Source organism: Streptomyces sp. NPDC005496, assembly GCF_042872045.1.
In the GTDB taxonomy this organism is placed as follows: domain Bacteria; phylum Actinomycetota; class Actinomycetes; order Streptomycetales; family Streptomycetaceae; genus Streptomyces.
Map to the genome: position 1 here is coordinate 151220 of NZ_JBIAJQ010000015.1, position 14821 is coordinate 166040.

Annotated in this window: 15 protein-coding genes and 3 pseudogenes; 1 reads left to right on the plus strand and 17 read right to left on the minus strand. The window is 70.0% G+C overall.

Annotation, left to right across the window (positions count from 1 at the left end; all coding sequences use genetic code 11):
* Window positions 1-222: 222 nt before the first annotated feature.
* The 16 genes and pseudogenes from ACFYQQ_RS35960 to ACFYQQ_RS36035 all read right to left on the minus strand — a co-directional run.
* Window positions 223-1143 carry a hypothetical protein gene (locus tag ACFYQQ_RS35960; protein WP_355782372.1) on the minus strand — a complete coding sequence of 307 codons (921 nt, stop codon included), beginning with the start codon at window positions 1141-1143 and terminating at the stop codon, window positions 223-225.
* Window positions 1144-1364: 221 nt separating this feature from the next.
* A pseudogene (locus ACFYQQ_RS35965) lies at window positions 1365-2363 on the minus strand (YifB family Mg chelatase-like AAA ATPase); the annotation flags it as partial.
* Window positions 2363-2734, minus strand: a complete 372-nt coding sequence (locus ACFYQQ_RS35970; RefSeq protein WP_388906740.1) for a YraN family protein — start codon at window positions 2732-2734, stop codon at window positions 2363-2365. The pseudogene ACFYQQ_RS35965 and the gene ACFYQQ_RS35970, both read right to left, overlap by 1 nt.
* Window positions 2735-2871: 137 nt before the next feature.
* On the minus strand, window positions 2872-3180 hold the full coding sequence (locus tag ACFYQQ_RS35975; RefSeq protein WP_003965949.1) for a DUF2469 domain-containing protein: 309 nt from the start codon (window positions 3178-3180) through the stop codon (window positions 2872-2874).
* 55 nt (window positions 3181-3235) lie between these two features.
* Window positions 3236-3765, minus strand: a pseudogene (locus ACFYQQ_RS35980) (NUDIX hydrolase).
* On the minus strand, window positions 3755-4498 hold the full coding sequence (lepB, locus tag ACFYQQ_RS35985; protein WP_355791678.1) for a signal peptidase I: 744 nt from the start codon (window positions 4496-4498) through the stop codon (window positions 3755-3757). The pseudogene ACFYQQ_RS35980 and the gene lepB (ACFYQQ_RS35985) overlap by 11 nt, the downstream one beginning before the upstream one ends.
* A 78-nt stretch (window positions 4499-4576) precedes the next feature.
* The gene (gene lepB, locus ACFYQQ_RS35990) at window positions 4577-5533 is read right to left on the minus strand and encodes a signal peptidase I (protein WP_355791680.1); all 957 of its coding nucleotides are present in this window, start codon (window positions 5531-5533) and stop codon (window positions 4577-4579) included.
* Window positions 5421-6497, minus strand: a complete 1077-nt coding sequence (gene lepB / locus ACFYQQ_RS35995; RefSeq protein ID WP_356171968.1) for a signal peptidase I — start codon at window positions 6495-6497, stop codon at window positions 5421-5423. The genes lepB (ACFYQQ_RS35990) and lepB (ACFYQQ_RS35995) overlap by 113 nt, the downstream gene beginning before the upstream one ends.
* Complete coding sequence (gene lepB / locus ACFYQQ_RS36000) at window positions 6490-7206, minus strand: signal peptidase I (RefSeq protein ID WP_355791164.1); 717 nt, start codon at window positions 7204-7206, stop codon at window positions 6490-6492. Before lepB (ACFYQQ_RS36000) ends, lepB (ACFYQQ_RS35995) begins: the two co-directional genes overlap by 8 nt.
* A 45-nt stretch (window positions 7207-7251) precedes the next feature.
* Window positions 7252-7602, minus strand: coding sequence for a 50S ribosomal protein L19 (rplS, locus tag ACFYQQ_RS36005; RefSeq protein ID WP_007384968.1), 351 nt, complete (start codon window positions 7600-7602; stop codon window positions 7252-7254).
* Between the two features lie 132 nt (window positions 7603-7734).
* Entirely contained in the window at window positions 7735-8568 is an 834-nt protein-coding gene (gene trmD / locus ACFYQQ_RS36010; protein WP_355791161.1) for a tRNA (guanosine(37)-N1)-methyltransferase TrmD, read from the minus strand.
* A complete protein-coding gene (rimM, locus tag ACFYQQ_RS36015) occupies window positions 8568-9179 on the minus strand; it encodes a ribosome maturation factor RimM (protein ID WP_355791158.1) in 612 nt (203 codons plus the stop codon). The genes trmD and rimM overlap by 1 nt, the downstream gene beginning before the upstream one ends.
* A 178-nt stretch (window positions 9180-9357) precedes the next feature.
* Window positions 9358-9597, minus strand: coding sequence for an RNA-binding protein (locus ACFYQQ_RS36020; RefSeq protein ID WP_005479813.1), 240 nt, complete (start codon window positions 9595-9597; stop codon window positions 9358-9360).
* Between the two features lie 2 nt (window positions 9598-9599).
* Window positions 9600-10028: a 30S ribosomal protein S16 gene (gene rpsP, locus ACFYQQ_RS36025; protein WP_355791155.1), complete on the minus strand. Its 429-nt coding sequence runs from the start codon at window positions 10026-10028 to the stop codon at window positions 9600-9602.
* Window positions 10029-10607: 579 nt separating this feature from the next.
* Window positions 10608-11204 carry a hypothetical protein gene (locus ACFYQQ_RS36030; protein ID WP_351544937.1) on the minus strand — a complete coding sequence of 199 codons (597 nt, stop codon included), beginning with the start codon at window positions 11202-11204 and terminating at the stop codon, window positions 10608-10610.
* 254 nt (window positions 11205-11458) lie between these two features.
* A pseudogene (locus ACFYQQ_RS36035) lies at window positions 11459-11952 on the minus strand (proline--tRNA ligase); the annotation flags it as partial.
* Between the two features lie 297 nt (window positions 11953-12249).
* Here ACFYQQ_RS36035 and ACFYQQ_RS36040 point away from each other — a divergent pair.
* The gene (locus ACFYQQ_RS36040; RefSeq protein ID WP_355792968.1) at window positions 12250-13104 is read left to right on the plus strand and encodes a methyltransferase domain-containing protein; all 855 of its coding nucleotides are present in this window, start codon (window positions 12250-12252) and stop codon (window positions 13102-13104) included.
* A gap of 118 nt (window positions 13105-13222) precedes the next feature.
* Here ACFYQQ_RS36040 and ffh read toward each other — a convergent pair whose 3' ends face one another.
* Window positions 13223-14770 carry a signal recognition particle protein gene (gene ffh, locus ACFYQQ_RS36045; protein WP_355792966.1) on the minus strand — a complete coding sequence of 516 codons (1548 nt, stop codon included), beginning with the start codon at window positions 14768-14770 and terminating at the stop codon, window positions 13223-13225.
* Window positions 14771-14821: the final 51 nt, after the last annotated feature.

The following is a 14821-nucleotide window of genomic DNA, read 5'->3' on the forward strand; positions in this document are numbered from 1 at the left end:
CTACGGTGGCCGAACTTCCTCTACAATTTCCGAGGATAAGCACGAGAGCGGTTACACGCCACCCTGCCCTGCTCGTTGTTGGGACAGGGAGGGGAACACGGTGCAACTCGATGGGCGTCAGAGGACTACGATGGGGGAACTCTTTGAGCGCGACCAGATCCGCCGGCTGTTTTTCCTGATTGATCGACTCGAGAGGGATGCTATCGGGAAGAGTGGACCACATCAGGCTGCCGCCCTTCTGAAGCGTAGCGGGCAGCGAACAAGCCAGGACGAGACCGCATGCCAGGCGATCTCCTCGCAAAGCACACTGGACAGACCTGGTGCATCCTTTTTGAGGCCCTCCGCCAATCTGCGTACCAGGGTGTCGATCACCTCAGTGCCAGGCTTCTCCATTGCGGAAACGGTCATCGTCAAGGACCTGAGGACGGATTTGAGCCTCCGCTCCACCGCTGCATAAAGGGTCGGATGTTCTACCTTGAGACGCTCCATCTGAGATTGACCTCGAAAATAGACTTTGAGCATCTCGTCGCGGTAGTCGGCCAACCACTCTGGATCAGATGCAAGGGAAGGCACCACCGACAGCTTTGTGGAGACTCGGTCTGCTATCTCATTGCCCTCGCCGAAATTCCATAGCGACTCATCCGGATCCGGAACATCAAGATGAAGCTCTGTCTCCACCTGTCCGACGAGACGAGCACGCTCAGCAGCGAACTCCTCATCGGTGATAACCAACACCTTGAACTCGTCAGCTAGCCATTTCGGGCGCGGCAGGATGGCTGACACGTCTTTCTTCTTTTTCTGCGCATGCTCAACGAGTGAACGGCTGTCAAACTCAGGGGTCATCAGGACCCAGGTATGCAGGCGCACGTCGCCAAGAAGTCGACAGGTGCCTTCAACGTCGTCACAAAGGCGCTTGATGTCCTTCGTAATCTTGCGTTTCTGGGAAGTTGTCTGAGATTCCAGGCTGTAAGCGTCTTCCGGGACGTAGCACTGATAGCCCACCCCATCGAAGCGGAAGGCCTCCAAGCCGCCGTCACCGCCGTCGCGGGCGGGAATGAACTGAATGTTCGAGTCGTAGCGCATCGACAGGAGGCGTCGGCAGTACTCCTCCCATTCGCCCCCGCTCCACTGCTCTCTGATCACTGGAGCACTCTAACGGCGGAACCCTCCCCAGAGACACCGGTTGACTACGGTCAGTTCCAGCTCAGGAGCTTCGAGGCGACTCAAAATCGAACGCCTGAACCACTTCAATTACGGTCGTGCGCCTCACTACTCCTTGCGGGTGATCCATCCACTACATCCCTCAACCTCGCGGACATGTCCGGTACGTTGAGCCGCAGGTCACCGCCCCTACGCGGCGTCACTCGGCCGGAAAACTTGAGGAAGAGCACCCCGCGATGCGACAGCGAGACCGCTCCGGGCCGCGCCAGCCCCTTTCCGCCGCCGACGAGCGACTGCATGGTCGCGGAGTGGTGGGGCGCGCAGTAGGGCGGGACGTCCACGAGCGGCCGGCCCGGCGGGAGGAGACCCGCCACGGAGTGGATCGCCGTCACCTCCAGGGACTCCTGCCGGCTCAGGCGGGGCAGGATGGCGGGCATCCGCTCGGCCAGCATCGTCTTCCCCGCGCCCGGGGGTCCTTGCAGGTAGACGTGGTGGCCGCCCGCGGCGGCGACCTCCATCGCCGTGCGCGCCGACAGCTGGCCGACCACGTCGGCCAGGTCGTGGCCCTGGTCGTGCTCGGGCACGGCGATGCCGCACAGCCCGGTGGCCTCGCCCGTGCCGGGTACGCGCAGGCCGGCCAGCAGAGGGTCCGGCCTGCCCAGCTCGTCCGGGGTCTCGTCGGGCACCGGCTCGTCGGTGAGGACGGCGATGAGCTGGCGCAGGCTGCGGACGCCGAGCACGGAGATCCCGGGGACGAGGGAGGCCTCGGCCGCGGCGCACTCCGGGACGACCACTTGCTCGTAGCCCGCGTCGGCGGCGGCGAGGACCGCGGGCAGCACACCGCGGACCGGGCGCACCCGTCCGTCGAGTCCCAGCTCGCCGACCATCACGATGTCCGCGAGCACCCGGGGGTCGATCCGCTCGGCGGCTCCCAGCACCGCGCAGGCGACGGCCAGGTCGAAGCCCGAACCGCCCTTGGGGACGGACGCGGGACTCAGGCCGACCGTGAGCTTCTTCTGCGGCCAGGCGCTCCCGGAGTTCACCACGGCGGCCCGCACCCGGTCCCGGCTCTCGGTGAGGCTCTTGTCGGGCAGGCCGACCAGGGTGAAGGCCGCGACGCCCGGTTCCAGATCGGCCTGCACCTCGACGACGACGCCCTCCACGCCGACCAGGGCCACCGCACACGTACGCGCGAATCCCATCAGGCCACCCCCCGCACGTGCTCCACGACGGGGGCGCCGCGGTCGGGCAGGACGACGCCGACGAGGTCGATGCGGACCCCGCCGGGCGGTGCTCCGCCGTGCTCCTGGACCCAGCACTCGGCCAGGCTGCGCAGCCGTCCCGCCTTCACCGGCGTCACGGCCGCCATCGGGTGCTCGAAGGCACCCGCCCTGCGGGTCTTGACCTCGCAGACGACGAGCGCGTCGCCGTCGCGGGCCACGATGTCGATCTCACCGGTCCGGCCGGCGCGCCAGTTGCGCGCCAGGACGGTCATTCCGGTCTCGGTCAGCCGTCGTGCGGCGAGGTCCTCGCCGTACCTGCCGAGTGCGCCGCGTGCCGTATGCGTGTTCATGTGGGCACCACCTCCGGCACCCACACTGCGGCCGCGGCGGTCCTCTGTTGGATCTTGGTGGACGGCCGCTCGATTGTGGACAACTGCGTCACCCACACGAGCGACCCACCGGTCCCGCCGGGAGCTCAGCCCCGCGTTCAGCCGCCGGGCAGCTCCAAGTCGCTCTTGTTCAGCTCCTCGATGTTCACGTCCTTGAAGGTGAGGACCCGCACCTGCTTCACGAACCGAGCAGGCCGGTACATGTCCCACACCCAGGCGTCCGCCATGGACACCTCAAAAAAGACCTCACCCTGGACCGAGTGCACCTGCATCTCGTAGTCGTTGGTGAGGTAGAAGCGCCGTTCGGTCTCGATCACGTATTTGAACAGACCGACGACATCGCGGTACTCCCGGTAGAGCTTCAGCTCCATCTCGGTCTCGTACTTTTCGAGGTCCTCGGCGCTCATGGCATGTTCCCCTTCAGCCGTGCGTCCCCCCATTGTGCGCCAGCCCCGCGAGCCCCTAGACGATTTCGGTGTCGAGGACCTCGGGTCTGGCCGGGGGGCCTTCGTCGAGCAGCCTGCGCAGCAGCCCGGCGAGTCTGGTCGGATACACCGTCTCATGTGCCTCGGTCAGTTCCCGGCACGTCCACCAGCGCGCTCCGGCGACACTGCGCCGTTCCAGTTCCGTCAGCCCCGCGGCGACGGTCGCCGTCTGGGCCGTACGGGCCAGGAAGTACCACTCGTCCTGGTCCCAGCGGCGTCCGGCGAACGGAAAGGAGCACCTCCGCCGCCACAGCACCGGACCCAGTTCGACCTCGGTGATGCCGGTCTCCTCGGCGAGTTCCCGCAGAGCGGCCTCCTCGCGCGTCTCCGCGCCCTCCAGGCCGCCGCCGGGCGTGAACCACCAGTCGTCGGCCGGGTCCTCGGGTTCGTGCCCGTGCAGCAGCAGGATGCGGTCCCGCGGGTCCAGCAGCACCACCGGGCGACCTTGCGCAGCCCGCCCTCGTACGCGTCCTGCGCCGGTCCGCCGTGCGACGGCTCAGCGGGCACCGGCGAGCTCCGTCCGGGCCCGGCCCCGCCGGCCGGCGCGCTTGGCGACGGGGCCGTAGGCGGCGCCTCCGAGGACGAGCACCGCACCGGCCACCACCGCGGCGAGCACCAACCGCAGCGGGCCGGGCGAGGAGATCGTGCCGAGGGACTCGAAGCCGCTGGGCCGCTCCAGCATGCCGTTCATCGGCCAGACCACGGCGTCCACCCGCCCCTTCACCGCGCTGCGCGGCACCGTGCCGTTGAAGGCCTCGGTGAGGTGGGCCGTCGAGTCCAGGGAGCCGCTGCGCTCGTCACCGAGCAGGAACAGCCGCCCCTTCGGGACCTCGATCGCCGGTATCTTCTTCGACTCGGCGGCCTGGCCCTTGGGCAGATACGGTTCCTCGATCCGCTTGCCGTTGACCGTCAGCCGGTCGTCGGTGCAGCAGGCGACCGTGTCCCCGCCGACCGCCACGACCCGCTTGACCATGGGCATGTCGCCCCAGGTCTTCTGCTTGAAGACGACCACGTCACCGCGCCGGATGTCACCGCCGTCGATCCGCTCGGCCAGGACGCGGTCACCGGCCGCGATGGTCGGCGTCATGGACTCCGTCGGCACGGTGTACGGCTGGTAGACGATCGCGCCCCAGACGAATCCCCCGAGGAAGAGCACACAGCCGAGGGCCACGGCCAGTCCCGACAGCGTGCTGCCGAGCCGTCCGTGGCCCTCGTCCGTACGACCTGTCGTCCTGCTCATCCCAGTGCTCCCCAACTCGGAGAATCGATCTCGCGGCCCGGTGCGGGCCACGGAAGATCGGCGATCTGGGACGGCACCCTACCCGGCGGTACGCCGCCCAGAAACCCTCGAGTCCGCGGCCGTGAGACGGCGGCGGCGCCACAGCACCAGCGGAGCGGCGCCCGCGAGGCCGAGCGCCCCGGGAGCCACGGCGGCGCTCAGGTTCTGGTCGAAGGTGTCGGGAATCGGCAGGGTGGCCCAGCGGGTGGGGGGCCAGGCGATTACGATGGCGCGGCCGACCACGTTGCCCACCGGCACGAAGCCCTTGTTCTCGTCCTGCTGGTGGTAGCGGGAGTCCAGCGAGTTCTGGCGGTGGTCGCCCATGACCCAGATTTTGCCCTTGGGCACCTTCACCTTGAACTGGCCGCCCTGGTCGTCGACGCTGCACGGGGTGTTCCCGGCGAAGACGTACGCCTCCTCGTTCAGCGCCTTGCCGTTCACCTTGAGCGGGCCGCTGCCCTTGCACTCGACGGTGTCGCCGGCGACCCCGATGACCCGCTTGATCAGGTCCTTCTCCTCGGCCGAGGGCATCAGGCCGATCCAGCTGAGGGCCTTCTGCACGACGTTCGGGTTCGGCGTCGGCTCGCCCGCCAGCCAGTTGTCGGGGTCGTGGAAGACGACGACCTCGCCGCGCTCGGGCTCGGAACCGAACCAGGGGGTCAGCTTGTCGACCAGGACCCGGTCGCCCTGCTGGAGGGTGTTCTGCATCGAGTCCGAGGGGATCGAGAACGCCTGCACCAGGAAGGTCTTGATCAGCAGCGCCAAAACCAGGGCGATGCCGATGAGGAGGGGGAGCTCCTTCCAGAAGGAGCGCTGCTTCCTGGGCCGGTCCTGCCCGTCGCTCCCGCCGTCCTGCGCGCGCGTGCCGCTGTCGTCCGCGGACTCACTCCCGGAGCCTGCGACGTCGTCTGCCGGGGAAGCCGCATCGCCGGGCCGCTCCGGTCGCTCCTCCGGGCCCTCGTGTCCGGATCGTGCGCCGACCGCCAAGTCCCCCACATCCACTCCTCAGTCCGTGCCGCCGCCCGCGTCGCATCCGGCGCAGGCCCACCACTCCCATAACGAGCGGGAGTTCCGCAGGGCTCGGGAGCGGGATCAATCCGTATCGATCCGCGGGAGCCACCCTATGCGAAGGGCCGAGAGCGGTGGTCGACCCAGTCGGCACGGAGGCATACGTGTCCGGTTCCTTCAGGCGGGTCCAGTGGCCGACAGGCCAGGCGATGACCATGGCCCGGCCGACGACCGACTTCTCGGAGACGGTGCCGCCGTATTTCTCGGTGCGGTGGTAGCGGGAGTCGGCCGAGTTGGCCCGGTGGTCGCCCATCACCCAGAGGCGGCCCTTCGGCACGGTGACCGAGAACGCGAACGAGGAGGGCTTGTTGTCGGGGTGGATGTACGGCTCGTCGAGCGGCATCCCGTTGACGGTCACCCGGCCCTGCTTGTCGCAGCACTTGACGGTGTCGCCCCCGACCGCGACGACCCTCTTGATCAGGTCCTTGTCGTTGTCGGAGGGCAGCAGCCCGATGAAGGTGAGCCCTTCCTTGACCTGCTTGACGACGATCGGGTCGTCCTTCTTGGCGGTCTGCTCGCCTTCCAGCCAGTTGCCCGGGTCCTTGAAGACGACGACGTCACCGCGCTGGGGCTTGGAGCCGAACCAGGGCGTGAGCTTGTCGACGAGGACGCGGTCGCCGATCTGAATCGTGTTCTCCATGGAACCCGACGGGATCACGAACGCCTGCACCAGGAACGTCTTCAGGACCAGGGCTATGAGGACGGCCACGCCCACGAGGAGCGGGATCTCCTTGATGGCGGAGCGGCGCCTGCGCCGCTTGACCTTGCGGGCCAGTCTGCGCCGCTCGGCGCGGCCGGGGCGGGCGGCGCCGCCGGCCCGCCGGGAGCCGGTGGGCAGCAGGTTGTCGGCGGCGCTGCCGGGGGCGCCGCGGGGTTTCCCGCGGTTACCCATGGGCACCGTCCGTGGCGGGCACGCGCGCGTAGGCGCCGGGGCGCTCCAGCCGGGTCCAGTGGCCGGCGGGCCAGGCGATCCAGTCGGCCCGGCCGATGACGTCGCCGACCGGGATCATGCCGCCGCCCGGCGAGCCCAGGTGGTCGCGGGAGTCGCTGGAGTCGCCGCGGTGGTCGCCGAGCAGGAACAGGGTCCCGTCGGGCACCATGACGTCGAAGGGCACGTCGGACGGACGGTCCCCCGGAAAGAGGAACGCCGACTCGTCGACCGACCGGCCGTTCACCTCGACCCTCCCCTCCTTGTCGCAGCAGACCACGTGGTCGCCGCCCACCCCGACGACGCGCTTCACGTAGTCGGCGTCCCCGAAGTAACCGGTGCCGTCGAACACCACGACATCGCCCCGCCGCGGCTCGGCACCGAAACGGTACGCCAACTTATTTACGAGAACGCGGTCCCCGATCCTCAATCCCCGCTCCATGGAACCGCTCGGAATCTGGAACGGCTGCATCACGAAGGTGGCGAGGAGCAGCAGGAACAGCAGGCAGACGAGCAGGGTGAGGGTGATGCGGCCGCCCGGGAGCCGTCCCGCGATCCGGTCCGGCAACGCAGAACGCGACCGCCCCTCCCGGCCCTCCGTGTCCGAGATCTCCTCGGAATCACAAGGGCGAGAGGAGCGGTCGCGCTCCACAGGCTGTGCTTCGGTGTCCATCGAGGCCAGATGCTATCCGGCCGCTCCGTGACCCCGTGCGCGAGCTCAGTTGTCGCGCTTCTCCTTGATCTTCGCGGCCTTGCCGCGCAGCTCACGGAGGTAGTAGAGCTTGGCGCGACGCACGTCACCGCGGGTGACGAGCTCGATCTTCTCGACGATCGGGGTGTGCACCGGGAAGGTGCGCTCGACGCCGACGGAGAAGGAGACCTTGCGGACCGTGAAGGTCTCGCGGACACCGGCGCCCTGGCGGCGGATGACTACGCCCTTGAACTGCTGCACACGGGAGCGGTTGCCCTCGATGACGCGGACGTGGACGTTGACGGTGTCACCCGGGCGGAAGGCCGGGATGTCGGTGCGCAGCGAGGCGCTGTCGACGGTGTCGAGCAGGTGAGACATTTCGTCTGCTTTCTTCGTTGATGCCACAGGTCATCAACGGACGTTGATTTCCAGAAGGTGGGCCGCCGCGTCGGGGCGGGCGTCGTGTCCCCCTGTGGCAGGGGCGCGCGCCGGACGACGTACAGCAGCGGCCTATTCTTCCACGGCCGGGCGCCTGCGCCAAAATCGGCCCTGCGGCTCCCCGTCCGGGTCCGGTGACCAGCCCAGGATGGAGAGCATCTCCCGGTCCTTCTTGTCGAAGGCCGAGGGGGCGCAGCGCTCGATCAGGTCAGGCCGGTTCGCGGTCGTCCGGCGCAGTGCCTCGTCGCGCCGCCAGCGCGCGATGCGGCCGTGGTGACCGCTGACGAGCACGTCGGGGATGTCCCGGCCGCGCCACTCGGGCGGCTTGGTGTAGACGGGCCCCTCCAGGAGGTTGGCCATCGCCCCGGGCGCGAAGGAGTCGTCCCGGTGGGACTCCGCGTTGCCGAGGACGCCGGGCAGCAGCCGGGCGACGGCCTCCGTGACGACGAGGACGGCCGCCTCGCCGCCGGCAAGCACGTAGTCGCCGATGGAGACCTCGTAGACGGGCATGCGGGTCGCGTACTCGTCGATGACGCGGCGGTCGATGCCCTCGTAGCGGGCGGGCGTGAAGACCAGCCAGGGCCGCTCGGAGAGCTCGACGGCGAGTTCCTGGGTGAAGGGGCGCCCGCTGGGGGTGGGCACGACGAGGACGGGTCCGTGGGAGCCCGTCTCGTAGCCGTCGGCGAGGACGGAGTCCAGGGCGTCGCCCCAGGGTCCGGTCTTCATGACCATGCCGGGGCCGCCGCCGTACGGGGTGTCGTCGACGGTGTTGTGCCGGTCGTACGTCCACTCCCGCAGGTCGTGCACGTGCACGTTGAGCTGTCCCCGCGCGCGTGCCTTGCCGACGAGGGAGACGTTCAGGGGTTCCAGGTACTCGGGGAAGATCGTGACGACGTCGAGCCGCATCAGGCGTCTTTCCCGGTGGTGCCGTCCTCTTCGCCGGACGCGCTCTCCGGCTCAGGGGCGTCGCCGTCCTCGGAGGCGTCCCTGGCCGAGGCGATCTCGGCGCGGTCGTCGATGAGTCCCGGCGGCGGGTCGATGACGGCCCGCTGTTCGGCGAGGTCGATCTCGGTGACGATCTCCTCGACGAACGGGATCAGCACCTCGGTGCCGTCGGGCCGCTCCACGACGAACAGGTCCTGGGAGGGCAGGTGCGAGATCTCGGTGATCCGTCCGACCTCGGTGCCGTCCGCGGTGAAGACGTCCAGGTCCATGAGCTGGTGGTCGTAGTACTCGTCCGGGTCCTCGGGCTTCTCGTCCGGGTCGACCTCGGCGATGAGGAGGGTGTTGCGCAGCGCCTCGGCGGCGTTCCGGTCGCGTACGCCCTCGAAGCGCAGCAGCAGACGGCCGCTGTGCACACGGCCCGTCTCGATGGTCAGCGGACCGGTGGAGGCGGGGTCCGTGGCGAGGACGGCGCCGGGCGCCAGCCTGAGCTCCGGCTCGTCGGTGCGTACCTCGACGGTGACCTCGCCCTTGATGCCGTGGGCACGGCCGACGCGAGCGACTACCAGCTGCACTTCTTTCGATCTCCTGTCGTGTGCCTGCGGCCTGTGGTGCGTGTCTGTGGTCCGCCCGCGCGAGTACGGGGAGGCGTACCCGTCGTCCGCGTGCGGCGGGTGGTGTGGGGCGCAGACGACTACGGGCCGGGGACGGCCGGATAGGCCTTCCCCGGCCCGAGCCGGTGCTGTCTGCTGATCAGCGGACGTGGTCCACGTCGACGAGGTCGACGCGGACACCGCGGCCGCCGATGGCGCCCACGACGGTGCGCAGAGCGCGCGCGGTGCGGCCGTTGCGACCGATCACCTTGCCGAGGTCGTCCGGGTGGACCCGGACCTCGAGCACGCGTCCGCGGCGCAGGTCACGCGAGGCGACCTGCACATCGTCGGGGTTGTCGACGATGCCCTTGACGAGGTGCTCGAGAGCCTCCTCGAGCATGCTCAGGCCTCGGTCGACTCAGACGAAGAGGACTCGGCCGCGGCGTCGTCCTTCTTCTCAGCCTTCTTCTTCTGGGTGATGGCCTCACCCTTGCCCTCGTCGTCGCCACCGAGGGCGTCGAACGACGGGCGGGTCGCCTTCGGCTCGGCCACGAGCAGCGGCGCCGGGGCGGGCTCGCCCTTGTACTTCTGCCAGTCGCCGGTCAGCTTGAGAATGGCGAGGACGGGCTCGGTCGGCTGCGCGCCGACACCCAGCCAGTACTGCGCACGCTCGGAGTCGACCTCGATGCGCGAGGGGTTCTGCACCGGGTGGTACAGGCCGATCTCCTCGATGGCCCGGCCGTCACGGCGGGTACGGGAGTCGGCGACGACGATGCGGTAGTGAGGCGAACGGATCTTGCCCAGACGCTTCAGCTTGATCTTGACTGCCACGGAAGTGGTGTCTCCTGGTCTTGACGTGGTTGGGCACGGCGAGATTGCCGCGTGGGGTTGCGGTACCCGAGTGCCCGATGGACGCGTCAGCCGGAGGAGAGAGGGGTCCTATGCGACTGTCGAGTACAGCTAGCCATTGTGCCACATCCCCGGGACCCGGCTTCACCCACGGCGACGCACCCCGCGCACACCGGACCGCGCCCCGGCCGGCGCACACCCGCCCGTGCCTCGGCCCGACCCGGCCGCCACGGTTGACCCGGCCGACGCGGACCTGACCGCGTCGCACCCGCCCCCCGTCGCACCGCGTCCCGCAGGCGACCCCGCGGCACACCTCGCCAGGCCCCGGACCAACCCGGAGCATTGCCCGCTCGTCCCGCGCCGCAGCTCCCGTCGCCGGAGCCGTGTCGCCCGCCCGCCGCGGGCAGCCCGGTGCCGGGACGGAACCGGCCCCGCCGTGCGACCCGGCACCCACGAGGTGCCGCCGCTCGCCGCTGGTAGCCGACCGCGACCCGGCGCTGCGAGGCGCTCCCGCGCCCGGCCGTACCGCCCCGTGCGGCACGCCAGCGCGGGACGCGGGGCTCAGCCCGCCGCCGCGCCCACGACCTCCGGGATCCGGAAGGGTTTGCCGCACCCCCCGCACACGATGGGGGCCTGCGCCAGGACCGACGGGACGACGCGGACGTTGCGCCCGCAGTCGCAGACCGCCTTGACCCGGACTCCTCCCCCGGACGAGCCGTGCCGGGCGGCCGGGCCCCGGAAACTGCGGGCCGTGTCCGCGGCGGTCGCCGCCGAGTGCGCCTTCAGGGCGCGCTGGAGCCGCTCGATGGTCGGGCGGTAGCGCCGCTTCGCTTCGGGGTTGAGCGTGACCAGCGAGAAGCCGCTGCTGGGATGCGGCTCCTCGGGGTGGTCCAGGCCCAGCTCCTCCGCGATGGCGAGGAATCTGCGGTTGTGGTACCGGCCGGCGCGCGAGGTGTCGCGGACTCCGCGTGCGGCGGCGATGCCGTGGACTGCCTCGTGAAGCAGTCGCTCGAAGGAGAGTTCGTGTCCGCAGGCGGACGACGACTCCCCGATCAGGGATTCGGGCGCGGCGAGATCCGGCAGCTCGGGGTGGTGCCGCTGAATGTCGGCCCACGCCCCTGCCAGCTCTGCGGCGAGAACAGGTGGTGTCGTGCTCACGTCGTGACAACGAGCCGAGGTGCCTCTGTGTTCCTATTCCGGGGCATCCCAAATAATTTGCACGTACCCGTCAGTTGCCGCTGATGCGTCCTGACGAGGGCGGGTGCGCTGATCTGCGGAGAAGCCTCACAGTTCGCCTCCAGCCGGTACGTAGCCACGCGTACGTCTCGGCCCGTACACGGGCTCCGTACGCCGGGGCACCCGACGTCATCAGATGCGCAAGGGGCCTTTCGGCCGCGCTCCGTGGCGGGCGGGAAGGCACGCGCCACGGGGGTGACGTTACCGGGTGCGCGGTCGGCGTCCGGCACCGACCCGTCCTCCGCCACCGCCCACCGTACGGTCACCGGGCGCCCGGCGAGCCGGACCTCGCCCTCTTCGCCCAGGTCGGTCCGTGGGATGCGGGCCGGCCGCCCGCCGCGACGGTGGACCCGTCCGCCGTGCGGGACTTTCGAGGAGCAGCGCCTGGTCCTCCTCCAGGACGGCCGGCACCGGTCCGGGGAACGTCGAGCGGGACCGGCGGTGTGGTGCCTGAACGGGGTGTCCGTGCGGTCGCCGACGTGGACGCGCACGCCCGGCGGCCGCAGCCGGTCGCCGGTCTCGCGGACCTTGGCCGGAACCGCGTCGTCCTCCTTGACGGCGAGGACGACGCTCCGGACGGGGCGCGGCGCGGCGGCACCGGCGACCCGCTGTCATCGCCGTACGACACGATCAGGCCACCCGCCATGCGGGGTGAGGAGCCCCCGGTGGTGCACAGGAGCCCGCGGCCGCATCGCCAAGTCGCCCACCCGGGACGGGAGAACGGGGCCTCCGCCATGCCGCGCAAGCCACGGCGGTGGCCCGCCGCGGCGTGGCCCAAACCTCGCGCGCACGTGGATCCGACGGAGTACGACGGCGTGTGCGGACGGTACGCAAGCAAAGGCCCGCAACCCCTGGACGCCGGGACGAGCGCGGAGTTATCTGGCATACGGGGGGAGTGCGAGCGCACTGCACGGGGGCCATGGAAACGGGGCACGGCGACAACTCTCGGCGGATTGGGGCGCTTTCGATGACACCTACGCTCGTGCGGCAGCAGCCGGCTCACGCGGGACACCCTCCTCGCGTCGATCGGTGTGCACGCGCGCGTGACTGGGCCGAGATCCAGGAGCGGATGCTGGTCCCGCTCTACGAGGCCGTCTACGAGCGACTCGAAGTGGGTGACGGGACGCGGCTGCTCGGCCTCGGCTGCGGGGCGGGCCTGGCGCTGCTGATGGCGGCGTCGCGGGGTGCCTCCGTCACCGGTGTGGACTCCTCGGCCGAACGGCTGGCGCTGGCGCGGGAACGGATGCTGCCGGAGACGAGGGGCACGCGTGCGCGTGGCGAGGCCCGGCTCGTCGAAGGGGGCCCGGCCGACCTGGGCGACGGGGACTCCCCCGCGTACACCGTGGTGACGGCGTTCGAGCCGATCGGCTGTGTGGCCGGGGACTCCGAAGGGCTCGGGGAACTGCTGGAGACGGCGGCGCCGCTCGCCGGGCACGGCGCGTCCGTCGTGCTGGCCGGCTGGGGTCCGCCGGAGCGGTGCACCACGTCCTCCGTGCTGCGGGTGGCCACCGAACTGGCCGAACCGCGGCCGCGCAGGAGCGGCTGGCGCCCCGCCCGGCGCGACGACCTGGAGGAGGTCGCCCAGCGGGCCGGGCTGCGGCCGGACGGATCGGGGCGGGTGGCCTGCCCCTTCGGGTACGCCGATGTGGGCAACGCGGTGCGGGGACTGGTGTCGACCGGGCTGTTCGACGCCGCGATCGCCGCGACCGACCGGGTGCAGGTCGACAAGGAGCTGACGGAGGCGCTCCATCCGCACCGCCGGAAGGACGGCACGGTGTGGATGACCAACGTCTTCCGCTATCTGATCGCCCGCGTCCCGTGAGGTGAGCGGACGGCCCGCGTGCCGCCCGGCCGGGCAGCCGCGGGTACGCCACCGGGGGCGCCCCTGTCGTGGGGCGCCCCCGGTGGCGTACGGGCGACCGTGCTGCGGAGTAGGACCGTCAGCCCATGAACTTCTTGAACTCGTCGGGCAGTTCGAAGTCCTGGGCCTGCTGCGGCAGACCGAAGGCGCCGCCGGGCTGGGGGCCGGCCTCGCGGCGCTGCGCCTCCTCCAGCTCCTGCTGCCTGCGCTTCATCGGGTTGCCGGAGCGCTGCTTGCCCTTGGCCTGCTTCTGCTTCTTCTTGGCGCGGCCGGGACCGCCGCCCATGCCCGGCATCCCGGGCATCCCCGGCATGCCGCCGCCCTGCGCCATGCGGGACATCATCTTGCGGGCCTCGAAGAACCGCTCGACCAGGTTCTTGACGGCGCTGACCTCGGTACCGGAACCCTTGGCGATACGGGCGCGGCGCGAGCCGTTGATGATCGTCGGCTCCTGGCGCTCGGCCGGCGTCATCGACTTGATGATCGCGGCCGTGCGGTCGACGTCACGCTCGTCCAGGTTGTTGATCTGGTCCTTGATCTGGCCCATGCCGGGAAGCATGCCGAGCAGCTTGGAGATGCTGCCCATCTTCCTGACCTGCTCCATCTGCGCCAGGAAGTCGTCGAGCGTGAAGTCCTGGCCCTTCTTGGACGCCAGCTTCGAGGCCATCTTCTCGGCCTCTTCCTGACTGAACGTCTTCTCCGCCTGCTCGATCAGGGTGAGCAGGTCACCCATGTCGAGGATGCGGGAGGCCATCCGGTCGGGGTGGAAGGCGTCGAAGTCGTCCAGCTTCTCGCCGTTCGACGCGAACATGATCGGCTTGCCGGTCACGGACGCGATCGACAGCGCGGCACCACCGCGGGCGTCGCCGTCGAGCTTGGACAGGACCACGCCGTCGAACCCGACACCGTCGCGGAAGGACTCGGCGGTGTTGACCGCGTCCTGGCCGATCATGGCGTCGACGACGAAGAGGATCTCGTCGGGCGAGACCGCGTCGCGGATGTCCGCGGCCTGCTGCATCAGCTCCTGGTCGATGCCGAGGCGGCCGGCGGTGTCCACGATGACGATGTCGTGGACCTTCGTCTTCGCGAACTCGATGGAGTCCTTGGCGACCTTGACCGGGTCGCCGACGCCGTTGCCCGGCTCCGGGGCGTAGACCGCGACGCCGGCGCGCTCGGCGACGACGCTGAGCTGGTTGACCGCGTTCGGGCGCTGGAGGTCGGCGGCCACCAGGATCGGGGAGTGCCCCTGGTCCTTGAGCCACTTGCCGAGCTTTCCGGCGAGCGTGGTCTTACCGGCACCCTGGAGGCCCGCGAGCATGATCACGGTGGGCGGGTTCTTGGCGAAGCGCAGGCGCCGGGTCTCGCCGCCGAGGATCGTGACCAGCTCGTCGTTGACGATCTTGAGGACCTGCTGGGCGGGGTTCAGCGCCTTGGAGACCTCGGAGCCGAGGGCGCGCTCCTTGACGTTCTTGATGAAGGTCCGCACGACCGGCAGCGCCACGTCGGCTTCGAGGAGCGCGATACGGATCTCGCGTGCGGTGGCGTCGATGTCAGCTTCGGACAGCCGGCCCTTGCCCCGCAGGTTCTTGAACGTCGCTGAGAGGCGATCGGAGAGAGTATCGAACACGGCGCTCGTCTGTCCTCAGGGGTCGGGGGCGATGGGAATCGCCCTCCAGGG